Annotated in this window: 22 protein-coding genes; 12 read left to right on the forward strand and 10 right to left on the reverse strand. The window is 47.3% G+C overall.

Annotated features, from left to right (window positions below; genetic code table 11):
• The first annotated feature begins 373 nt into the window (after positions 1-373).
• Positions 374-1,198: a C40 family peptidase gene (locus NYE36_RS04905; protein ID WP_199022444.1), complete on the forward strand. Its 825-nt coding sequence runs from the start codon at positions 374-376 to the stop codon at positions 1,196-1,198.
• Between the two features lie 64 nt (positions 1,199-1,262).
• On the opposite strand, the gene NYE36_RS04910 is transcribed toward NYE36_RS04905, so the two are convergent.
• Entirely contained in the window at positions 1,263-2,141 is an 879-nt protein-coding gene (locus tag NYE36_RS04910; RefSeq protein WP_025649531.1) for a LysR family transcriptional regulator, read from the reverse strand.
• 109 nt (positions 2,142-2,250) lie between these two features.
• On the opposite strand from NYE36_RS04910, the gene NYE36_RS04915 reads away from it, so the two are divergent.
• From NYE36_RS04915 to NYE36_RS04930, 4 genes are all read left to right on the forward strand, one after another.
• Positions 2,251-3,354: a citrate synthase/methylcitrate synthase gene (locus NYE36_RS04915; protein ID WP_265451303.1), complete on the forward strand. Its 1,104-nt coding sequence runs from the start codon at positions 2,251-2,253 to the stop codon at positions 3,352-3,354.
• A 79-nt stretch (positions 3,355-3,433) separates the two neighbouring features.
• A complete protein-coding gene (locus NYE36_RS04920) occupies positions 3,434-4,303 on the forward strand; it encodes an SDR family oxidoreductase (RefSeq protein ID WP_007409269.1) in 870 nt (289 codons plus the stop codon).
• A 333-nt stretch (positions 4,304-4,636) separates the two neighbouring features.
• Positions 4,637-6,040 (forward strand): amino acid permease, encoded by a 1,404-nt coding sequence (locus NYE36_RS04925; protein ID WP_012117176.1) that lies wholly within the window; start codon positions 4,637-4,639, stop codon positions 6,038-6,040.
• 114 nt (positions 6,041-6,154) lie between these two features.
• Positions 6,155-7,510: a sodium-dependent transporter gene (locus tag NYE36_RS04930; RefSeq protein WP_108725075.1), complete on the forward strand. Its 1,356-nt coding sequence runs from the start codon at positions 6,155-6,157 to the stop codon at positions 7,508-7,510.
• A gap of 36 nt (positions 7,511-7,546) precedes the next feature.
• Here the strand turns inward: NYE36_RS04930 and NYE36_RS04935 are convergent, their stop codons facing one another.
• The 3 genes from NYE36_RS04935 to sigM are packed head-to-tail and all read right to left on the reverse strand — an operon-like array spanning position 7,547 to position 9,382.
• Positions 7,547-7,837: an anti-sigma-M factor gene (locus tag NYE36_RS04935; protein WP_003155315.1), complete on the reverse strand. Its 291-nt coding sequence runs from the start codon at positions 7,835-7,837 to the stop codon at positions 7,547-7,549.
• Positions 7,825-8,901 carry an anti-sigma factor gene (locus NYE36_RS04940; protein ID WP_087920756.1) on the reverse strand — a complete coding sequence of 359 codons (1,077 nt, stop codon included), beginning with the start codon at positions 8,899-8,901 and terminating at the stop codon, positions 7,825-7,827. Before NYE36_RS04940 ends, NYE36_RS04935 begins: the two co-directional genes overlap by 13 nt.
• Positions 8,891-9,382 carry an RNA polymerase sigma factor SigM gene (gene sigM, locus NYE36_RS04945; protein ID WP_003155312.1) on the reverse strand — a complete coding sequence of 164 codons (492 nt, stop codon included), beginning with the start codon at positions 9,380-9,382 and terminating at the stop codon, positions 8,891-8,893. The genes NYE36_RS04940 and sigM overlap by 11 nt, the downstream gene beginning before the upstream one ends.
• Before the next feature lie 240 nt (positions 9,383-9,622).
• Here sigM and NYE36_RS04950 point away from each other — a divergent pair, with 240 nt between their 5' ends.
• Positions 9,623-10,222, forward strand: a complete 600-nt coding sequence (locus tag NYE36_RS04950) for a 1-acylglycerol-3-phosphate O-acyltransferase (protein WP_007409265.1) — start codon at positions 9,623-9,625, stop codon at positions 10,220-10,222.
• Between the two features lie 45 nt (positions 10,223-10,267).
• Here the strand turns inward: NYE36_RS04950 and NYE36_RS04955 are convergent, their stop codons facing one another.
• Positions 10,268-11,602, reverse strand: coding sequence for a hemolysin family protein (locus tag NYE36_RS04955; protein WP_003155308.1), 1,335 nt, complete (start codon positions 11,600-11,602; stop codon positions 10,268-10,270).
• Between the two features lie 61 nt (positions 11,603-11,663).
• Positions 11,664-12,089 carry a MerR family transcriptional regulator gene (locus NYE36_RS04960; RefSeq protein ID WP_007409263.1) on the reverse strand — a complete coding sequence of 142 codons (426 nt, stop codon included), beginning with the start codon at positions 12,087-12,089 and terminating at the stop codon, positions 11,664-11,666.
• A 179-nt stretch (positions 12,090-12,268) separates the two neighbouring features.
• Here NYE36_RS04960 and NYE36_RS04965 point away from each other — a divergent pair, with 179 nt between their 5' ends.
• From NYE36_RS04965 to NYE36_RS04975, 3 genes are all read left to right on the forward strand, one after another.
• The gene (locus NYE36_RS04965) at positions 12,269-13,453 is read left to right on the forward strand and encodes a pyridoxal phosphate-dependent aminotransferase (protein WP_327997395.1); all 1,185 of its coding nucleotides are present in this window, start codon (positions 12,269-12,271) and stop codon (positions 13,451-13,453) included.
• Between the two features lie 32 nt (positions 13,454-13,485).
• Positions 13,486-14,730, forward strand: coding sequence for a beta-ketoacyl synthase N-terminal-like domain-containing protein (locus tag NYE36_RS04970; protein WP_015417126.1), 1,245 nt, complete (start codon positions 13,486-13,488; stop codon positions 14,728-14,730).
• Positions 14,731-14,959: 229 nt separating this feature from the next.
• Positions 14,960-16,348, forward strand: coding sequence for a hemolysin family protein (locus tag NYE36_RS04975; RefSeq protein ID WP_251257052.1), 1,389 nt, complete (start codon positions 14,960-14,962; stop codon positions 16,346-16,348).
• Between the two features lie 12 nt (positions 16,349-16,360).
• On the opposite strand, the gene crcB is transcribed toward NYE36_RS04975, so the two are convergent.
• Genes crcB through NYE36_RS04990 form a run of 3 tightly spaced genes read right to left on the reverse strand, consistent with a single transcriptional unit; the run spans position 16,361 to position 17,830 of the window.
• A complete protein-coding gene (crcB, locus tag NYE36_RS04980; protein WP_012117180.1) occupies positions 16,361-16,720 on the reverse strand; it encodes a fluoride efflux transporter CrcB in 360 nt (119 codons plus the stop codon).
• A complete protein-coding gene (locus NYE36_RS04985; protein WP_029325977.1) occupies positions 16,717-17,112 on the reverse strand; it encodes a CrcB family protein in 396 nt (131 codons plus the stop codon). The genes crcB and NYE36_RS04985 overlap by 4 nt, the downstream gene beginning before the upstream one ends.
• Before the next feature lies 1 nt (position 17,113).
• Positions 17,114-17,830 carry a glycerophosphodiester phosphodiesterase family protein gene (locus tag NYE36_RS04990; RefSeq protein WP_015417128.1) on the reverse strand — a complete coding sequence of 239 codons (717 nt, stop codon included), beginning with the start codon at positions 17,828-17,830 and terminating at the stop codon, positions 17,114-17,116.
• 169 nt (positions 17,831-17,999) lie between these two features.
• Here NYE36_RS04990 and NYE36_RS04995 point away from each other — a divergent pair, with 169 nt between their 5' ends.
• From NYE36_RS04995 to NYE36_RS05005, 3 genes are all read left to right on the forward strand, one after another.
• Entirely contained in the window at positions 18,000-18,104 is a 105-nt protein-coding gene (locus tag NYE36_RS04995) for a YhdX family protein (RefSeq protein ID WP_003155299.1), read from the forward strand.
• 162 nt (positions 18,105-18,266) lie between these two features.
• Positions 18,267-19,382 (forward strand): mechanosensitive ion channel family protein, encoded by a 1,116-nt coding sequence (locus NYE36_RS05000; RefSeq protein ID WP_015239489.1) that lies wholly within the window; start codon positions 18,267-18,269, stop codon positions 19,380-19,382.
• Positions 19,383-19,433: 51 nt separating this feature from the next.
• Positions 19,434-20,177: an NAD-dependent protein deacylase gene (locus NYE36_RS05005; RefSeq protein WP_012117183.1), complete on the forward strand. Its 744-nt coding sequence runs from the start codon at positions 19,434-19,436 to the stop codon at positions 20,175-20,177.
• Between the two features lie 33 nt (positions 20,178-20,210).
• Here NYE36_RS05005 and NYE36_RS05010 read toward each other — a convergent pair whose 3' ends face one another.
• A complete protein-coding gene (locus NYE36_RS05010) occupies positions 20,211-21,059 on the reverse strand; it encodes a polysaccharide deacetylase family protein (RefSeq protein WP_251257053.1) in 849 nt (282 codons plus the stop codon).
• Positions 21,060-21,128 lie beyond the last annotated feature (69 nt).

The raw sequence follows: 21,128 nt of genomic DNA on the forward strand, positions 1-21,128 counted from the left end.
GTGAAACATTGTTAGAAATGTAAATTCCGGTGTAATGTTATGTTTTCAAGAAAGAGTGAAAACCATTCACTTTTTTGAAAAAGACGAGGATTTTTTTAACAAGGGGTTATTTGGAAAATGAACTGCTTTGTTTTTCCAAAATACGAGGATCACAGGAAAAAAACATGACAAATTGACTTGTTTTTCGTCACGTTTGAAATCAAATTGAAATATTTAATACCCTTAAAAACTTTTTTCTAAAACGAATTAGTAAGAAATTTGTCACGGGAAGTCAAGTCTATTTCTAGTGGAAATTGAACCTTATAATAGGAAACAGATAAAAACTTTAAAAAAGAGACACATAAAATAGATAGAATCATTCAGGGAGGAAAATATGAAAAAGCAACTTGTTACAGCAACAACGGCAGTGGTTTTGGGGACGACTTTGTTTGCGGGCGCGGCATCTGCGCAAACGATTAAGGTAAAAAAAGGCGATACATTATGGGGACTTTCAAATCGGTATGGAACGTCAATTAATTCCATTAAATCTGAGAACAAATTAAAATCGGATATCATTTACATCGGTCAGACGCTTTCGATTAACGGTAAATCATCCTCAGGTTCAAATTCCGGCAGCAAGTCATCATCGTCTACATATAAAGTCGTAAAAGGCGACAGCCTTTGGAAAATTGCGAATAAATATAAAATGACGGTAAACCAATTAAAAAGTTTAAACGGTTTAAAAACGGACCTGATCCGCATCGGACAAGTTCTTAAAGTAAAGGGATCAACTTCCGGTTCAACGTCTTCAGGATCTTCGTCATCAAAGCAGCCTTCATCCAGCCATAATGCTGCACAGACGAGCCTGAATGTAAACAAGCTGATTTCTGATGCGCAATCTTTAATCGGCACGCCGTATGTATGGGGCGGAACAACGACTTCCGGCTTTGACTGCAGCGGATTTATCTGGTACCTATTAAACAAACAGACGAGTGTCGGCAGAACGAGCACTGCGGGATACTGGAGCTCAATGAAGAGCGTGTCCAGCCCGTCAAGAGGAGACTTCGTCTTCTTTACAACATATCAGGCCGGCCCTTCACACATGGGTGTGTACATCGGAAACAACAAGTTCATCCATGCCGGTTCTGACGGCGTCGCAACAAGTGATCTGAATAACAGCTACTGGAAACCTCGCTACCTTGGCGCGAAAAGATTCTAGCAGCGATAGAAACCCGTTCATCAGAACGGGTTTTTTATTTAGACGGGACAGAGCTCCATTTGTTTCACCTAAAATGAAAATGTGATAAAAAATCTAAAAAGGTTTTCTTTTTTTCATTTTCATAGAGGGCGATGGCGTACGCGCCCGCGCTCGGCATCTGGGCGAATTCGCACGGAATTTCAATCATGCTGCCTGCGGCGAGTTCGGCCCGTACCGCTGACAGCGGCAGAAATGAGACACCCAGCCCCTCTTTAATAAATCGTTTCGTAATATGCGTCTGTGTCACCTTCATCGTCCTGACGAAAGGAAACTGTATTCTGACCTGGCGGAGCAAATCATCCCAATAGTCAGGATGGTTATGGGTCAAAAGCAGATATTGTCCGAACAGGTCTTTTACTTCATCCGCCTTCCCTGTTCCGGGTTTTCGGCCGGGCGGCGCGACGAGGACAACGGGGTCATTGTACAGGGGGCGGCAAGTGAGGGAAGATGATTGCACCTTTAAGCAGCTCAGTCCGATATCGGCTGAGCCGTTTCTGATTTGAGAGGCGATTTCTTCCGATTCGAAAATGGTGACCGTCATTTCGGTTTCTTTATTGTCCTCTGTATAACGCTTCATGACAGACGGGAGAACGGTGTCGGCGATAAGCGGCGAAACAGCGAGTGTCAGCGTGTGCGAGTAGCCCTGGCGCACCCTGTGCAGCTCCGCCATGCTGTTTTCATAGTCTTCCAAAAGCCTCATGGCAAACGGCACGTATGCTTTTCCTTCTTCCGTCAATTGTATTTTCCGGCCGCTTCGCTGAAACAGCTTGCAGCTGATTTCTTTCTCTAATAATTTTATATGAACGGTGACGGTCGGCTGAGATAAAAAAAGCGTTTCCGCCGTTTTTCTGAAATTCTCATATTTTGCCGCGGTGACGAAGGTGTGAAGCCATTTAAAATCCATAGATGCACTCCTCTGATTAAAAGTTTTAATTAATTCCCTTAAAAATATTCATTATTTTTTAAATATTATATTTACTATAATAACAGAAAGAGGATAAGGGGGAATGAAATTGATTTATCGTGGATTGAAAGGGATTACTTGTGCAGAAACGGCGATCAGCCACATTGACGGAGAAAAGGGGCATTTAATATATCGCGGCTATGACGCGAAGGATATCGCGCTGCAATCCAGTTTTGAAGAAGCAGCGTATCTCATTTTGAACGGGGCGCTTCCTGATGAGCGGCAATTGCTTGCGTTTCAGGAAGAACTTGCAGCCGAGCGCGGGCTTCCGAAACATTTGATCGACTTACTGGAAACGCTTCCGGATGAAATGGACGACATGGCGGTGCTGAGAACGGCTGTTTCAGGTTTGGGCACAGATTCATTTACATATCCGCCCAAGCCGGAAGAAGCGATTAAACTGATTGCCGTCACACCGACGATTATTGCGTACAGATACCGCCGTAAACAAGGGCAGGAAGCGTTGTCACCTGAGGCGCGATACGGACACGTTGAAAACTATTTGTATATGCTGACAGGCAGGCAGCCGTCCGCAGCCCAAAAGAAAGCGCTTGAAACGTATATGATTCTGGCGATGGAGCACGGGATGAATGCATCGACTTTTTCAGCGAGAGTCACCGTTTCGACTGAATCGGACTTAGTGTCTGCCGTCACTGCCGCACTGGGTACGATGAAAGGGCCGCTGCACGGAGGCGCGCCTTCAGGCGTCACGAAAATGCTTGAAGACATCGGGGAAAAAGAAAATGCAGAAGCATATTTGGCAGCGAAGCTTATGAAGGGAGAACGCCTGATGGGCTTCGGACATAGGGTGTACAAAACAAAAGACCCGCGGGCGGAAGCGCTGCGCATAAAGGCTGAAGAAGTGGCGGGAAATGATCCGTCGCTTGACTTGGCGCTTTATGTGGAGAAGGAAGCCATCCGCCTGTTAGAGCAATATAAGCCCGGACGGAAGCTGTATACGAATGTGGAGTTTTACGCAGCGGCTGTGATGCAGGCCATTGATGTCGACAATGATTTATTTACGCCGACCTTTTCAGCAAGCAGAATGGCAGGCTGGTGCGCACACGTGCTTGAACAGTCCGCTGACAACATGATTTACAGGCCGTCTGCGAAATACACCGGCGCTTTTCCCGAAACGGCTCAGCAGCTTTAATCACCGGCATATTTGTCCGTTTAACTCCCCGCGCTGCGTGGTATCGTCTCAGTAATACCAATTGCAGGAGTGTGAGAATATGAATCCGATGGACAGACAGACGGAAGGACAAAAGCCGCAGGTGCAAAAGCGCCAGCCCGGCATTGAGTCAGACATGGAGCCGAAACCGCTCTTGGAGGACCCGGATGTAAAAGGATCGGGCAGATTAAAAGGAAAAGTCGCCGTCATCACGGGCGGAGACAGCGGCATCGGCGCAGCGGCTGCGATTGCTTACGCGAAGGAAGGGGCGGATCTTGCCATCCTGTACCTAGACGAACATGCCGATGCCGAGAGAACGAAAAAGCGTGCGGAAGAATACCAGGCCGAATGCCTGTTAATTCCGGGAGACGTCGGTGATGAGGCGCATTGTCAGAAGGCGGTCCGGCAAGTCTTAGATCACTACGGAAAAATAGATATTCTCGTTAATAATGCGGCTGAGCAGCATCCGCAAAACGGGATTCTTGATATTACAGCTGAACAGCTGGAGAAGACATTCCGTACAAACATGTTTTCTATGTTTCATATGACAAAAGCCGTGCTGCCCCACCTGCAAAGAGGGAGCGCCATCATTAATACAACGTCTATTACCGCTTATCAGGGAGACACATCATTGATCGACTATTCATGCACGAAAGGCGGCATCGTTTCCTTTACGCGTTCAATGGCGATGTCATTGGCCGATCAGGGGATCAGAGTAAATGCAGTGGCCCCTGGCCCGATCTGGACCGCCCTGATTCCGGCAACGTTTACTGAAGAAAAGGTGGAAAAGCATGGTCTGGACACTCCGATGGGAAGACCGGGACAGCCTGCGGAACACGCCGGAGCTTACGTGCTTCTGGCTTCAGATGAATCTTCCTATATGACGGGGCAAACCATTCACGTAAATGGCGGCAGATTTATTTCAACATAATACGCAAGTCTTATCCCGCGCTTTTAAAAAGGGCGGGATTTTTATTTGAACGTACATATGAATACGATTTTCAAAAAATGGAAGTCTCCAGCTGAATCACTAATGTTAATATTTAACAGTGGGGAATCCGCTGAGTTCTGTTTTATGAAAACTAAAAATAATATATAGAATTTTCAAAAAAGTTATTTTCATTTTTATATTTTTCGCTATAATATGACATAGGAGAAAGGAATGATGTGCTGAAACATTTCATGCGAAAAATAAGAATTTAGTCATTATTGCTATTGTTATCTGAATATTCTAACATATATTGGTTTACAAGGAGTGAAGCAGATGAAGGGGAGCGTATTCAGAAAGAAAAGCATTCAGGACCTGCTTGCCGCAACGAGCGGGGAAAAGTCGCTGAAAAGAGAGTTAGGGGCCTTTGATTTGACCCTTCTGGGGATAGGGGCCATCATCGGAACGGGGATTTTTGTATTAACCGGAACAGGCGCTGTCACGGCGGGGCCGGGGCTGACTGTTTCATTTGTCATCGCCGCTCTTGCGTGTTTATTTGCGGCTTTGTCATATGCCGAATTTGCTTCAAGCGTCCCGGTTTCGGGTTCCGTCTACACGTTTACTTATGCGACACTGGGTGAACTTCTCGCGTTTATCATCGGATGGGATTTAATCTTGGAATATATGCTCGCCGTCAGCGCGGTTTCGGTCGGCTGGTCCGGCTATTTTCAATCATTCTTGGCGGGCTTCGGCATTCATCTTCCGACCGCATTAACGGCCGCGCCGGGATCCATTAAAGGCACGGTCACATTCTTTAATCTCCCCGCATTTGTTATCGTGCTTGCGATTACATTCCTTCTCTATTTAGGCATTAAAGAATCGAAGCGGGTCAATAATATTATGGTCATTTTGAAGGTTCTGGTTGTTCTATTGTTTATCGCCGTTGCGGCCGTATATGTCAAACCTCACAACTGGCAGCCGTTTATACCGATGGGATTCGGCGGTGTTTTCAGTGCCGCGGCGCTCGTTTTCTTCTCTTTTATCGGTTTTGACGCCGTCTCTTCCGCCGCTGAAGAAACGAAAAATCCGGCGAAGGATCTGCCGAAAGGAATTATCTTTTCATTAATCGTCTGCACCGTGCTGTATGTGACCGTATCGGCGATTATGACGGGCGTCGTTCCGTTTGCCCGCTTTGAAGGCGTTGACCATCCCGTGTCTCTCGTCCTGCAGATGGCCGGACAGAATTGGGTGGCCGGGATTATTGATATCGGCGCAGTGTTGGGGATGACAACGGTGATGCTCGTCATGCTGTACGGCCAGACGAGGGTAATGTTTGCCATGTCCCGTGACGGTTTGGTGCCGGGGGCGCTTTCAAAAGTCCATCCGAAGCATAAAACGCCGCACGTGGTGACATGGGTGTTCGGCATCCTGTCGGCATTACTCGGCTCGCTCGTCCCGCTTGATGAACTGGCGAAGCTGGTGAACATCGGCACGCTTGCCGCATTTGTCCTGATTTCAGTGGCAGTTATCGTATTAAGAAAGAAACAGCCTGATCTGCCAAGGGCTTTTAAATGTCCGGGGGTTCCCTTTATTCCGATATTGTCCATTCTGTTCTGCGTGTTTTTGATTATTAACCTCGGCGCCACCACCATATTCCGTTTCTTTATCTGGCTGATCATCGGTCTGGTGATTTATTTCTTATATTCGAGAAAGCATTCGAAATTAAACGGGGATTTGTAAGGAGCGGCACCCGCCGCTCCTTTTTATTTTTCGGAATAATGAAACATATTGAAATGGGCTTAAGTTATCGCAGCGAATAAGGGATAATATAGGGCGGAAGGGAAGTGGAAAGTCGTGTCTGACCAAAAAAGGGTTCAATGGGCCTCAAAAATAGGATTTATTATGGCCGCTGCCGGTTCGGCGATCGGCCTGGGAGCCATTTGGAAGTTCCCTTACGTAGCGGGTACGAACGGGGGAGGCGCTTTTTTTCTTATATTCGTCCTCTTTACCGTGCTTTTAGGCTATCCGCTTTTGCTCGGTGAATTTATTTTCGGAAGACGGAGCCAGACAAATGCGATTGATGCCTACAAACAAGCCGCGCCGAAGTCGGTATGGCACCTTACGGGTTATGTGGGTGTGGCGGCCTGTTTTTTAGTTTTGTCTTTTTACAGTGTTGTCGGCGGGTGGATTTTGCTTTATGTGTTAAAAGCCGTTACCGGTTCTTTATCCGGGCTCACTCAGGAGCAGTACGGCACGGTGTTCGGGACGGTCATTGAAAATCCGATCCAGACTCTCATTGCGCAGCTTGTATTTATGATCATGACGGTGGCGGTCGTCGCAAAAGGCGTGCAGAAAGGGATTGAACGTGTCAGTGCGGTGCTGATGCCGATTTTATTCGTGCTGTTTCTATTGCTTGTGCTGCGATCAGTCACGCTCGATCATGCCGTTGAGGGGATTAGATTTTTATTGGTTCCGCACTTTGAAGATTTGACGCCGGAATCCATCCTATATGCTTTAGGACAGGCGTTTTTTACATTAACGCTCGGTGTTTCGGTCATGGTGACATACAGTTCGTACCTGCCGAAAACCCAAAATCTTCCGGGTTCGGCGGGTTCCATTGTTATGATGAATGTGCTCGTTACGCTGTTTGCGGGACTGGCCATTTTCCCGGCGGTTTTTTCGTTCGGCTTTAAACCGGATGAAGGGCCTACACTGCTGTTTACCGTGCTGCCGGCTGTGTTTGACCGGCTGCCGTTCGGCTCGCTGTTTTTTATCAGCTTTTTGGCGGTCTTTTTCTTCGCCGCGCTGACTTCGGCCTTTTCGATGGTGGAAATTATCGTGGCGACTGTCGGGAAAGGTGATGAAACGAAAAGAAAGAAGCTGTCGTGGACAAGCGGTCTGCTCATTTTCTTAGTCGGAATTCCGTCCTGTTTATCATACGGTGTTCTCGGTGATGTTCATTTGTTCGGAAAAACGTTTTTTGATCTTGCGGATTTCACCGTCAGCAATGTGCTGATTCCGCTCGGCGCTTTATTAATATCAATCTTCGTCCCGCTGAAAATACCGAAGCAGGAGCTGTTTGCCGAGATGAAAAGCGGTTCCGCCATCGGCTATCGTTTCTTTCAGCTGTGGTATTTCCTTCTGAAATATCTCGTGCCGCTGGCTATCATCGTCGTATTGCTGCATTTAATCGGCGTTCTTTCATTTTAAAAAAACAGGCCCCCGTAAAAGGGCCTGTTTTTATGTTTAAAAACCGAATTGCAGATTCGTATCAACCGCAACGATCGTATATACACAGACAATGACGAACAGATTGAGAATGACACCGAGCAGTCCCGGGCCCGTCCGTCCTTTTTTAATAAACAGCTCAATGATGCCGAACGGCACGGCGGCCATCGCAAACGGCAGCATCTGATAAGAATAGAAAGTCACATTGCTGATGATTGCCACGTTCAAAAGCAGCAGCGACAAAATCGCGGTACCGACTGATATCCAGCCGAAAACATTATGCTCTTTAAAAATTCTTACCAATTCCATAATTCCACCTCACCGATGTTTGCTGCTTTTACTGTTTTGTTTTTCAGCAGACGTTCGATTTCTTTTGTCGGCCCCGTCACGACAGAGCCGTATACGTTCATTCCGTGATGTTCAACATAGTCGATTCGGCTGCCAAGATTCATGTCTTTGCGTTTCGATATTGCATGCGCCCATTTTTTATGGCGGGACATAAATTCAAGGGCATTGATAAATTGTTCACGGTCTGTCTGTCCTTGCGTTTCGAAAGAGGACACCATCTTGGAATCTTTCCCGGGAAATCCTAACGGCTCAGCATAAGGACTGTCTTTCAGATTTTTCTCCGTTTCGACCGCGTTCCATAAAAACTTCACATCGTATTTTTTAAAAGTCGAATATACTTGAGAAGAAGGGTAGGCCCTGTCATAAGAAAGATAGACCTCCGCCACGCTTCCTTCAGGCAATTTTTTTAATGTCTGTCCGGCTTTTTCAATCGTGCGTTCCTTTAAGCCGGAAGGATGGGCGAAATAATGCTTTGCCTGTGCCGCGTCTAAATCATAGTAGTTAACGGCAGGCGATTTGACCGTATCTAAAAACATTTCAATCCGTTCTCCGCCGACGGATTTCGTTTTTGTGCCGATCTGCTTTTGCAGCGGAAATTCCGTATTCATTCCAAACAGCTTCACCTGGCTTTTCAGTCCGGAGGTATCGACGAGGACGTTCGGCATTGTGGTCGCCACCGTCACTGCCGCGGTCTCCATTAATTGATTGCCGGTGCTTTCTTTTCCTCCCAGACCGTAATAGAGGTAGCTTCCTAATGTGCAAAGCGGCAAAATCATCAAAGTGGAGATGACGGCGAGAACTGAAATCCGCAAATACGATTTGCGTTTTCCGTATGATAAAATGGCCTTCTGTTTTTCCGGGCTGATGCCGACGTCCCATTCCCGGTCGTCCTGCATTTCGCTTTCAATCAACTCCTGATAGACTTCCAGCTTTTCCAGCTCTTCTTCAAAGGCGGCCATTTCCCGGTCGCTCATTTCTCCATTTTTGTATTGGTAAAAACGCTTTTTAAATTCTTCATTCATCATTAACACCTCTATTATAAAGTGCTTTCAGCCGCTGTCTGGCACGAAATAAAACACTTTTAAAATTAGCCTCTGAAATATTCATAATATGGGATGCTTCTTTGTAATTCAGTTCTTTTAAATAATACAGTGTTAAGGCCTCCCGATAATTGTCGGGAAGTTCGGACATATACCCTGTCAGCACTTCCTTGATTTCAATCTGATGAGCCGGGCTTTGAACAGCCGTCTGAAAAAGGCTCCCAATTAAGTCATCGGAAATGGTCACTTCCTTTTTATGTTTTCTGACATAATCTATAAACGCATTTCTCGCCACTTGAAAAAGCCATGGCTTTACTTTGCTGTGGTCGTAGGAGTGAATGTGTATGTATGCCCTCATAAAGGTTTCCTGCAGCAAATCTTCAGCGAGATGCTTGTCTTTTGTCATGGAGAGCAGGAACCGGTAAACATCATTCATATACATTTGGTAAATTTCATCGATCGTCACTGCCTTTTCTCCCCTCTATGTTATACACGCATAAGAAAGGTTTAAAGTTGCACGTTCCATGCAAACGGCTTAAATTCATTTTCACCTCATCAAACACCATTTCTCTATAGTACCCAAAATCCGTCATAAAAGATAGAGATCGGCGGAGGAAAAATATAATTATTAGTACCAGGTAATAAAAAATATTGTTATAATAGAGAGAGAGAACACTTTTGATCATTACAACAAAGGAAGTGCGTTATGTATAAGTTTTGTGCAAATGCCATCAAATGCATTCTATCCCTGCGCGGAGGAGTGAAAGTGTACAATAAAGAGAATCTTCCGTCTGATAAAGGATTCGTTATCGCGTGCACGCATGCGGGCTGGGTGGACGTCCTCACGCTCGGTGTCGGGATATTGCCCCATCAGATTCATTATATGGCGAAAAAAGAGCTGTTTCAGAAAAAGTGGATCGGACGTTTTTTGAAGAAGATTCACGCATTCCCGGTTGACCGTGAAAATCCGGGCCCGAGCAGCATTAAAACGCCGATTAAGCTTCTGAAGGAAGGAAAGATTGTCGGGATTTTTCCGAGCGGTACGAGAACATCAGAAGACGTCCCGCTGAAAAGAGGGGCCGTGACCATCGCCCAAATGGGAAAAGCGCCGCTCGTTCCGGCCGCATATAAAGGGCCGTCTACGGGAAAAGCGCTGTTTAAAAAGGGAAAAATGCGGCTTATCATCGGCGAGCCGATTTTTTTGGAGGACTTTTCCGATCTTGCGCCGAAGGAGAGGCTTGCGGCCATGACAGAAGAGCTGAATGCCAGAATTAAAGAGCTTGAGAAAAAACTTGAACAACTGTAAATGAAAAAAAGCTTGCCGTCTGTATCAGACGCGCAAGCTTTTTTGTTATGCTTCTTTTTGTTCGGCGGTTTCCAGCAGTTCATCAAACGCCAGTTTTTTCACTTCGATATATGCGACGTGGTGGCCGTCAATTTCATTAATGATAAATTCACAGCCTTCTTCGATAATCGAGTCGTATTGTTCGACGTCGTATTTCTGGGTAAGGAACCAGCCGCCGATGGTGTCGACCTCGTCATTTTCCAAATGGATGCCGAGGAGTTCGTTCACTTGATCAATCAGGACCTTGCCGTCAAGCATGTAATGGCCGTCGCCGAGTTTACGGATTTCGTTGATTTCATCGATATCAAATTCATCACGAATTTCCCCGACGATTTCTTCAATAATGTCTTCAACGGTGACAAGCCCCGCGGTTCCGCCGTATTCATCCGACAGAATCGCCATATGAACCCGTTCCTTCTGCATTTTTACAAGCAGATCGTGAATCGGTGCCGACTCAATCACATGGATGATCGGATTAACAAAATCGGTAATCGGCGAGTCGACTGATACTTCGCCGCTGATGCAGGCGGTCAGCACTTCTTTAATGTTAATAACGCCGATAATATTATCTTTGTCACCCTCTTCGACAGGGTACCGGGTATATTTTTCAATCTGAATGATGTCCATCATTTCAGAAATTTTGATATCATGCGGCAGACTGACGATTTCCGTACGCGGAATCATGATTTCTTTTGCAAGTCTGTCGTCAAATTCAAAGATTTTGTTCACGTATTTAAATTCAGACTGGTTGATTTCACCGCTTTTATAGCTTTCCGATAAAATGATGCGCAGCTCTTCTTCAGAGTGGGCAAGCTCATTTTCAGATACCGTCTCCAGACCGAACGTCTTCGTTAAAAGACGGGCGGAGTTGTTCAGAAGCCAGATAAACGGGAACATGATGCGGTAAAACCAAATGAGCGGTTTCGAAAACAGCATTGAAACGGCTTCCGCTTTCTGGATGGCGACTGTTTTCGGCGCCAACTCTCCCACGACCACGTGTAAGAATGTAATGATCGCATAGGCGAGAATAAATGAAATAATATGCGATAATGAGCTTGGTACGTTTATCTTTGTGAAAAGCGGATGAAGCAAGCGTTCAATCGTTGATTCGCCTAAGACACCAAGACCGATGGAAGTCAATGTTATGCCGAGCTGGCACGCCGATAAATACTCATCTAAATGCGTGGTCACTTTTTTGACACCGATTGCGGCTTTATTTCCTTCTGCTATAAGCTGGTCAACCCGTGAGCCTCTGATTCTGATTATCGCAAACTCAGATGCTACGAAAAATGCCGTCAGCGCGATTAAAACCGCGACTAAAATCAAATTCACAATGTCCAATTAGAACCTTCACTTCTTTTGGGAAGATGAAGGTAACACCTCCTGTTAGTAAGATAATGGTTTAACTTAACAGCAGCATAAATGATTGAAGCACTGCAAGCTTTTCAGGAGCCAGCCTTTTTTTCAGCTGGGCACGCTCCTCTGGTTCAAGCTTTTCAAACCGATTCAAGATCACGGAGATGTTTTGATTCATGTGATCAATTTCCGATGCCAGATTTCCAATATCGTCAGGCAGGGCTGAAGAGGGAAACTGGTTCTCCAGTCGATCTTTTATATCAGACAGGGCCAATCGCTGCTTTTTACAAGCGACTATAAACTTTAACCGATTAAGTGCAAGTGTATCGTAGTAACGATAGTTCGAACAAGACCTGTCAGGCTTTAAAAGCCCGAGGTTTGTGTAGTAATCCACCGTGCGTTTCGTTACACCGGCAAGCTCTGCTAATTCACTGATGCGATAAGTCTCAGCCCCATCTAAATCCCTCCCCAACCATCACGTTATAGTTATGAGAATAGTTTAATATATGAAGGGGAGTTTGCACAAGTTTATTGTTTTCCGTCTTTCTCCTGAAACGGCGCGGCGGGCTGTCTGAAAAAGCGTTGACTGCGCCATGTAAATCTTTCATAATCATTGTAAATAGAAACGGAAGAAAAAGACAGAAGGGACAGATGACAGTGGCCGGTTTATCACGGGAAGTGACACAGAATCTGGAGAAAGGGTCATGGATACGCAAACTATTTGATGAAGGCACTCGGCTGAAAAAAGAGTTCGGCGCCGATAAGGTGTTTGACTTTTCAATAGGAAATCCGGTTGCGGAGCCGCCTGAAACATTTAAAAAGGCGCTTTGCGAAGCGGCTGAAACAGGGCGGCACGGATACATACAAAACCAGGGGCTTCCGGAGGCGAGAGAAAAGGTTGCGCGCTTTTTGTCAGAGCGGTTTCAGACAGAAATTTCCGCCAGGCATACAGTCATGACGGTCGGAGCCGGCGGGGCGCTGAATGTCGCGCTGAAAAGCATTTTAAACCCCGAGGAAGAAGTCATCCTTCTTTCGCCTTATTTTGCGGAATATAAAGCGTATGTTGAAAATTACCGCGGCAGACCCGTCATCTGCCCGCTGACTGACTCATTTGAGATTGATATTGAAGCGGTTAAAGGTGCGATCACCCCCCGTACGAAAGGACTGATCGTTAATACGCCGCATAATCCGACGGGGACTGTGCTCAGCCAGAAAAACCTTAACGAATTGGGCGCCTTATTAAAAGAAGCCGAAGAGCGGAACGGCCAAAGCATATTTATTTTATTTGATGAACCGTACAGCCAGCTGATCTACGGAGAAGAGCAGGCGAATCCGTTTCAGGCGTATCACCGCGTGATTTTAGTCAGTTCGTTCAGTAAAGATCTCGGCATTGCGGGGGAAAGGCTCGGGTATATCGCGGCAGACGCCCAAATGCCTGAGGGCGATCTTCTGACGGATGCGTTCGTTTTCTGCAACCGGACGCTCGGCTTTGTGAACGCTCCGGTCATGATGCAGCGTGCCGTGGCGAAAATGGATGATCTTTCGATTGACGCTGAACCTTACAGAAAGCGGAGAGACCTTATGGTGGACATCCTCACAGAAGCCGGTTTCGAATTTGAAATGCCGAAAGGAGGCTTTTTCGTCTTTCCGAAATCACCGATTGAAGACGAGGTGGCATTCTGCATGCATGCCGCACAGAAATACAAACTATTGATCGTACCCGGCAGCGGATTTGGAAAAAGCGGCTATTTCCGATTATCTTTCAGCGTGCCTTCAGAACAGATCAGACAGTCGCGCGATATTTTCAAAGCACTGTATCAAGATTTTTCTTCATAGCTTCCAATACATAAAGATGGGAGAACGGACAAATGTCGAGGAGAAATAATGGCACGTCAGACATCAGCATTACAGGAATCGGAGTCTTAACCGCGGTCGGACAAGGCAAGGAGGCGTTTCTCGATGCGCTCATGGAGGGGCGGCACGCCTTTGATGTGATGAAACGGCCCGGCCGGCAGAAAGGCAGTTCGTTTATCGGCGCGGAGCTTAGCGAATTAACGCCGCCGGACGCGCTGTCGAAGCGCTTGTACCGAAGGGCCGCATTATCGGGAAAGACGGCGCTTATCGCTTTATATGAAGCGTGGCATGACGCTCAATTAGACGGCGCTGACCACAGCCGCACCGGTCTGATCATCGGCGGCTCGAATATGACGCAGCGCGAATTGCTGCAGGCCTTTGAGAAAAACGGTGAAACGCCGCAATTTGTAAATCCGACATACGGGCTTTCTTTTATGGATAGTGATTTGTCGGGGCTTTGTACGGAGCAATTCGGGATAAAAGGGCCGGCCTTTACGGTCGGCGGCGCGTCGGCAAGCGGCCAGGCGGCGGTTATTCAGGCTGCTCAAGGAATCAAAGGCGGCCTGTTTGACCGGTGCATCGTGATCGGGGCGCTGGCCGATCTGTCGTACATGGAGTGTCATGCTCTCCGTTCTTTGGGAGCGATGGGCACTGATACATACGCTGAACGGCCTGAAGCCGCCTGCCGCCCGTTTGACCGGCATACGGACGGGTTTATATTCGGAGAGGCGTGCGGGGCGATTGTGCTGGAACGCGCTGAATCTGCCGAACAGAGGGGCGCACGATCGTGGGCCGGCTTAAAGGGCTGGGGGATGGCTTCTGATGCGAACCGCAACCCGAATCCTTCAGCAGAGGGCGAAATGACGGTGATCCGCCAGGCGCTGGAGCGGGCCGGTCTTTCAGCAAAAGAGATCGATTACATCAACCCGCACGGCACCGGTTCGCCGATCGGTGATAAGACTGAATGCCGGGCGCTTTCTGAAAGCGGCCTGTCGCACGCGCGGATTAATGCGACAAAATCGATTACCGGACACGGTCTGAGTGCGGCCGGAACGGTGGAAATCATTGCTGCTCTCTTGCAAATGCGGGAAAACAAACTTCATCCGATCCGAAACTTAACGGAGCCGATTGACGATTCATTTCAGTGGGTGACCGACGGGCCGAGCGCCCATACCGTACACCATGCGTTAAGCTTAAGCATGGGATTCGGGGGGATTAATACGGCGCTTTGTTTAGAAAATCATTTCCGAAGCAGATAACGGCAGCCTTCTTTTTGAAGGCTGTTTTTTATATCATAAAAATCTGAAAATGATGAAAGAATGGAGTTGTGATACAATAAACTATACAAATGACAATCATGCTTTGACTTAGGAGGTGGCAGGATGGGGCCCTCTGTGTAGTCAATCACCCATTTCGTTCCTCTCGCTTAAGAAAAAACGATGAAATCAGGAGGTGACGTCCTTATCCTTCAATTCGGGATAAGGTGAAATGGACGATATTGACAGTTTGATTTTAATCGGTGTGCTCATTACGTTAACGGCATTTTTCGTGGCGAGTGAATTTGCGATCGTCAGAGTGAGAAGATCCAGAATCGATCAGCTCATTTCAGAAGGGAACAGACGGGCGGTGCTCGCAAAGCGTATCATTACGGATCTTGATGAGTATTTATCCGCCTCGCAGCTTGGCATTACACTCACATCCATCGGGCTCGGCGTACTGGGAGAGCCTGCATTTGAGCGGATGCTTCATCCTGTGTTTCAGGGCATGGGGCTGCCGGATTCTGCTGAGCATGTGATTGCTTTTGCTGCGGCGTACGGGCTGATTACGTTTCTGCATGTCGTCGTCGGTGAGCTTGCGCCTAAAACGGTTGCGATTCAAAAAGCGGAAAAGCTGACGTTATGGATTGCCGGACCGCTTCGGTTATTTTACGTATTCATGTTCCCGTTTATTTGGGTGCTGAACGGCTCCGCGAGAATTCTGACCGGTTTGGCCGGATTAAAGCCGGCATCTGAGCATGAAGGCTCCCACTCTGAAGAAGAGCTGCGGATCCTGCTGTCAGAAAGTTTAAAAAACGGAGAAATCAATCCGTCTGAATATACATTTGTGAATAAAATTTTTGATTTTGATAATCGGATCGCCAAGGAAATCATGATCCCGAGAAAAGAAATCGCGGCTGTTTCCACTGATATGGACGTGCCGGAAATGCTTGATATGATGCTGAAAGACAAATATACGCGCTGGCCCGTAACGGACGGGGACAAAGACAATGTCATCGGCATGATCAATACGAAGCATCTCTTTTCAGATCTGCTGTTTATGACAGAAGATGAAAAAGCGGAAGTATCTATCACGTCTTACATCCGCCCGGTGATTGAAGTCATCGAGACGATCCCGATACACGACCTGCTGATAAAAATGCAGAGAGAACGGATTCATTTGGCGATATTGTCTGATGAATACGGCGGAACGTCCGGTCTTGTGACGACCGAAGACATCCTTGAAGAAATCGTCGGCGATATCAGAGACGAATTTGATGAAGATGAACAGCCGCAGATTCAAAAGCTGTCCGAACGCCATTATGTGCTGGACGGAAAGGTTCGGATTGATCAGGTGAATCATCTTCTCGGCGCAGGGATTGAAGAGGAAGTCGACACGATCGGCGGTCTTGTGCTGAAACGGAATATTGACATCTGTGCGGGTGAGTCGATACAAATCGGGGGATACACTGCCCTCATAGTAGAAATGGACGGCCGGTTTATTAAACAGCTTGAACTCAAAGAAGAACAGGGCCGCCCGGGCGGTCAGGGAACAATAAACCGCCAGCTTCCCGTGCCTGAAACGGTCATGCTTCATAACGCAACCTTGAGCGAAAAATAAGCTCAAGGTTTTTTAAATGGATATCATAACAAAGCCGCACCAGAACGCCAAAAGGCTTCCGGCTGCTGAAACAGCGATGTAGAGCAGGCTTTCCTTAATGCGGTTGTTCATCATCAGCTGCACGGCTTCAATACTGAACGTGGAAAAGGTCGTAAACGCACCGAAAAAGCCCGTCGCGATGATGATGCCGGCAGAAGGATTATCCAGGCCCAGGCCGGTGAACATGCCGAGGCCGAAGGAGCCGAGCAGGTTGACCGCAGCCATTCCAAGCGGCATCGGAAAACCTTTTGTTCTTTCTGAAATTGTTTTACCCAAAAGAGAACGTAATACCGCTCCGATACCCGCTGCGATTAGCATCAGGACAATCGTCATGGTGTATCATGCCCCCTTCCCGCTGCGTGAAGGGCAATCCGCCGTCCCAAAAAAATGCCGGCGTATGCAAGGGCAAGACCAGCGAATAAAGTCGCGGCAGCATAACAAAAAGCCGCTGCGGGAGACGATTGCAGCAGAAAAATGGTTTCTTTTGCGAAGGTTGACATCGTCGTGAAACCTCCGCAAAAACCGGTTCCTAAAAAGGCGGTCAAAAGAGGGCGTTTAGCCCGAATGATGAAATAACCCGTAATAAGACCGAGTAAAAGGCTTCCCGCCGCGTTTTCGAGGAAAGTGGCCGCCGGGAAAGAACCGCTGTGAATGTGCGCGCTCATTTCAAAGCGGAGCAATGCGCCAAGCGCGCCTCCGATAAAAATTGCGATGTATTGTTTCATATCAGCCATCCTTAGAAATAAAATCCGGAAAATCAGTTACAATGCCGTCTACTGCCATCATTTGCAGTTTTTCGGCCGTCTTTTGATTTCTGACCGTCCAGGCAAATACTTTCAGGCCGTGTCTGTGAGCGGTGGAAATCAAGAACCGATTCAGACGGGTATATTTAATATTGACATAATTTACGGCTGATTTGTAGGCGGCCAGCTGGCTTTTGGAAAACATCCCGAAGCTGGGTCTTGCAATTATTGCAGTCGGAACGGACGGATACATGTCGTGAAAGGTCTGAATTGACTTGAGGCTGAATGATTGAACGATAGGGCGGATGGAAAAGGAAAACCTGCTTAACAGCTGGCCGACTGCTTTTTCAAGACCGACTTGAGAAACGTGCCCTTTCAGTTCAATTAAAAAACCGATTTCAGAATGATAACGCTTCAAGACCTCTTCGAGCAGGGGAATCCGCTCCCCTTTAAACTCAGCCCCATACCAGCTGCCGGCGTCCAGAGACTGCAGCTTCTTCAGCGTAAAATCTTTTACAAAACCGGAGCCGTCCGTCGTCCGGTCGACTTTGTCATCATGGATGACGACAATCTGGCCGTCTTTTGTGAGCTGGACGTCAAGCTCAATGAAATCAGCGTTCATTTCGGCAGCGATATCAAATGCCGCAAATGTATTTTCGGGCGCGTAACCGGATGCGCCGCGATGAGCGATGGTATACAAGCTTGTCAGCTCCCCTCATGGGCATTTCTGTTATTATATCAGATTCGTATATGCTCAGCGATTCAAACTGGTGAATGTGCGAAACAGTATTTTATTGGAATAAAGATAGTGCTTTTTTCGGTTTACAATCCGCAGTGATGATTTATAATGGCAAAAAGGAGGCGAGATCATGGGAAAAGGGAGATTGAAAGTGGAAGAAAGAATTAAGGCCGAAACCGATGCTGAAATCCAAAAAGCGACTCTCCTGAAACAGACACAATCAAAGAAGAAATAGTGCCTGACCCTGTTGTATCTGGCTGAAAGATGAACGAATGTGTGAAAACCCCGGCTGTACTCTGATGCCGGGGTTTTTTAGGCTGCCTAAAGACATTAAAAAAAGCTGATGTCCGAATGTTTTAGTATAATAGATTTTCGACAAAACAAAGGAGCATATGCCATGATGACACAATTTCAGAGCTTTTTTACGCTTGACCATATTTCGCAGATCAGTATCAGCATCGGAATTTTAGCGGCTTTTCTCGTTTTGAGAAAACTGTTTGTCAAATACTTTTTTCAGCTCATTTACAAATTGGCAAACAAGCCGAAAACCGACATATTCAAACAGATTGCCGTAGCGTTTGACAAGCCGGCCAGATGGTTTTTCGTGGCGCTGGGTCTGTTTTTGGCGATTGAGTATTCGCCGTTTTTAGACGGGCAGATGGACATTGTCAAAAAATTGTACCGCTCTCTGATCGTTGCGCTGATCGCCTGGGGGCTTTGCAATCTGACATCGGCGTCTTCGTTTTTATTTCATAAAGTCAATCAGCGCTTTGAGCTTGATATGGATGACATTTTGGCGCCGTTTTTATCCAAGGTGCTGCGCTTTGTCATTCTCGCGCTCAGCGTCAGTGTGATCGCGCAGGAATTCAATTATGATGTAAACGGGTTCGTGGCCGGACTCGGACTTGGCGGATTGGCCTTCGCGCTCGCGGCTAAAGATACGATCAGCAATTTTTTCGGCGGCATTATCATCATTACGGAAAAGCCGTTTACGATCGGCGACTGGGTCGAGACGTCATCTGTGACGGGAGGCGTTGAAGATATCACTTTCCGAAGCACAAGGTTCCGCACGGCGCAGGGGGCGCTTGTTACCGTGCCCAATTCAACGCTGTCCATGGAAGCCATCACAAACTGGACGAGGATGACGAAGCGCCAGGTCACGTTTTCCGTTCGTGTTTCTTATGCGACGCCGATTGATCGTTTAGAGCGGTGCATCACAAGGCTCAGAGAAATGCTTCGTGAACATGAAGGCGTGCATGATGATACGATTATGGTTAACTTTGACGTGTTTGCGGACAGCTATTACAATCTGTTTTTCAACTTTTACACAAAGACCATCGTCTGGGCGGAAAGCTTGGACGTGCGGCAGGATATCAACCGCCGGATTATTGATATTTTTGCTGAGGAAGGCGTGGAATTCGCCTATCCGGGCCAGAATGTATTCGTAAAACAGAAAAGCCACGATGATCCGGTTCATGTGAAGGATCATTCCGGAGAAAAAGAACGGGCATAACAGGCGCCGTTCTTTTTTCATGATATGATAAAAAGAAAAGGCGGTGGAAGAGTGGAAGCGTTTATGACATTGATCAATCAGGCGGAACGTATCGTGGTGCTGACGGGAGCGGGAATGAGCACGGAATCCGGCATTCCTGATTTTCGTTCGGCGGGCGGTATATGGACCGAAGACACCTCCAGAATGGAAGCGATGAGCAGGGAATACTTTGAACGCCGTCCGCGTGAATTCTGGCCCAAATTCAAACAGCTCTTTCAGATGAAAATGAGCGGAAGCTATGAGCCGAATGCCGGCCATACGTATTTGGCGGATCTTGAAAAGCGGGGAAAGCAGGTAGACATTTTCACGCAGAATATTGACGGGCTGCATAAGAAAGCGGGAAGCAGCAGTGTCTATGAGCTTCACGGTTCAATTCAGACCGCCGCATGCCCCCGCTGCGGAGCGCGCTACGGGCTTTCTCATCTGCTGAAGGACGAAGTGCCGGAATGTACGGCGGAAATCGGTGATCATGCGGTATGCGGCACCGTATTAAAAACGGATGTCGTGCTGTTCGGCGATCTCGTTCAGCATTTTGAAACCCTTTATGAAAAGCTTGATAAAGCTGATCTTCTTCTTGTAATCGGCACTTCGCTTGAAGTGGCGCCGGCAAGGTTTGTCCCTGAGGATGCGGGACGGATTCCCGGTTTGAAGCAGGTGATCATTAACCTTGAGCCGACATATTGCGACCATTTATTTGATCTTGTCATCCATGAGAAGATCGGTGAATTTGCAAAACGGATCAGCGCCGCGACATAAAAAAAGCCGGATCATATACAGATCCGGCTTTTCTTATTCATGGACGGGAATCATTTGATCCGTCAGAACATCAAAGGAGTAGCCCTGGGCTTTCAGTTTTTGGATCAGGCTCGGCAAAGCGCGCACCGTCGCAGGCAGATCGTGCATTAAAATGACGTGCGGCCTGCTCGTATGAACGCTTTCCAAATATGCGAGCTGATTCAATACTTCCGGCACGTACCGTGCGTTTTTGTACTTCCAGTCTTCACTGTCTATCGTCCAGTCCCAGTACACGAATCCGCCTTTTTCGAGATTCTTAATCTGGGCATCCGTCAATGACGGTTTACTGCCGTAAGGCGTGCGGACAAGATCCGTTTTTACTCCGGTGATTGCCTCGAGTGTATCGCGTCCCTGCTGCATTTCGTTCAGCGGTGATGTCGGTGTTTGATAAAACAGGTGATTATCGTGCGTCACGCCGTGCAGGCCGAGCGCGATTCCTTCCTGCTTCGCTCTTTGCACGGAATGCTTATAGGCTTTCATCCGCGGTTCAAGCATAAAAAAAGTGGCCTTTGCGCCATTTGCCTTCAATACATTCAACAGCTGTTCAGTATATGGAGACGGCCCGTCGTCGAAGGTTAAATATACCGTTTTTTTCCCTGGGTCACGCTCTCTCTGCAAATGTTTCATTAAGACGTCGGGAGAATCATTTTTCAGCCGCAGGCTTTCTGCTTCATCCCGAAGCTGCCCGTTTGCGGTCACGGTGATCTGTTTGTTTTTTGCGGCGGAAGCGGAATATCCCATTATGACGATTACCAGAAGCAGTCCGCACAAAACTGCTAAACTCGTAAGTTTAAAAGCCAATGAAAACAGGGAAGGGGAAGCACCTTCTTTTGTGTTGCGCATAACAATCTCTCCAGTAGCATAAGTTTCTGCATAATGCCGATAACAGCGGAGGCTTGCGAAGTGCCATAA

The sequence above is a fragment of the Bacillus sp. FSL R5-0593 genome (assembly GCF_038603755.1).
In the GTDB taxonomy this organism is placed as follows: Bacteria; Bacillota; Bacilli; order Bacillales; family Bacillaceae; genus Bacillus; species Bacillus velezensis.

Bases quoted from the DNA above. Each gene is read 5' to 3' on its own strand.
- NYE36_RS04905 (WP_199022444.1), top strand. From the start codon at position 374: ATGAAAAAGCAACTTGTTACAGCAACAACGGCAGTGGTTTTGGGGACG.
- NYE36_RS04940 (WP_087920756.1), bottom strand. From the start codon at position 8,901: ATGATGAATGAAGAATTTAAAAAGCGTTTTTACCAATACAAAAATGGA.
- crcB (WP_012117180.1), bottom strand. From the start codon at position 16,720: ATGACGATTGTCCTGATGCTAATCGCAGCGGGTATCGGAGCGGTATTA.
- NYE36_RS04995 (WP_003155299.1), top strand. From the start codon at position 18,000: ATGGGAAAAGGGAGATTGAAAGTGGAAGAAAGAATTAAGGCCGAAACC.
- NYE36_RS04965 (WP_327997395.1), top strand. From the start codon at position 12,269: ATGACAGTGGCCGGTTTATCACGGGAAGTGACACAGAATCTGGAGAAA.
- NYE36_RS04975 (WP_251257052.1), top strand. From the start codon at position 14,960: ATGGACGATATTGACAGTTTGATTTTAATCGGTGTGCTCATTACGTTA.
- NYE36_RS05010 (WP_251257053.1), bottom strand. From the start codon at position 21,059: ATGCGCAACACAAAAGAAGGTGCTTCCCCTTCCCTGTTTTCATTGGCT.
- NYE36_RS04925 (WP_012117176.1), top strand. From the start codon at position 4,637: ATGAAGGGGAGCGTATTCAGAAAGAAAAGCATTCAGGACCTGCTTGCC.
- NYE36_RS04935 (WP_003155315.1), bottom strand. From the start codon at position 7,837: ATGGAATTGGTAAGAATTTTTAAAGAGCATAATGTTTTCGGCTGGATA.
- NYE36_RS04985 (WP_029325977.1), bottom strand. From the start codon at position 17,112: ATGAAACAATACATCGCAATTTTTATCGGAGGCGCGCTTGGCGCATTG.
- NYE36_RS04970 (WP_015417126.1), top strand. From the start codon at position 13,486: ATGTCGAGGAGAAATAATGGCACGTCAGACATCAGCATTACAGGAATC.
- NYE36_RS05000 (WP_015239489.1), top strand. From the start codon at position 18,267: ATGATGACACAATTTCAGAGCTTTTTTACGCTTGACCATATTTCGCAG.
- NYE36_RS04920 (WP_007409269.1), top strand. From the start codon at position 3,434: ATGAATCCGATGGACAGACAGACGGAAGGACAAAAGCCGCAGGTGCAA.
- NYE36_RS04910 (WP_025649531.1), bottom strand. From the start codon at position 2,141: ATGGATTTTAAATGGCTTCACACCTTCGTCACCGCGGCAAAATATGAG.
- NYE36_RS04950 (WP_007409265.1), top strand. From the start codon at position 9,623: ATGTATAAGTTTTGTGCAAATGCCATCAAATGCATTCTATCCCTGCGC.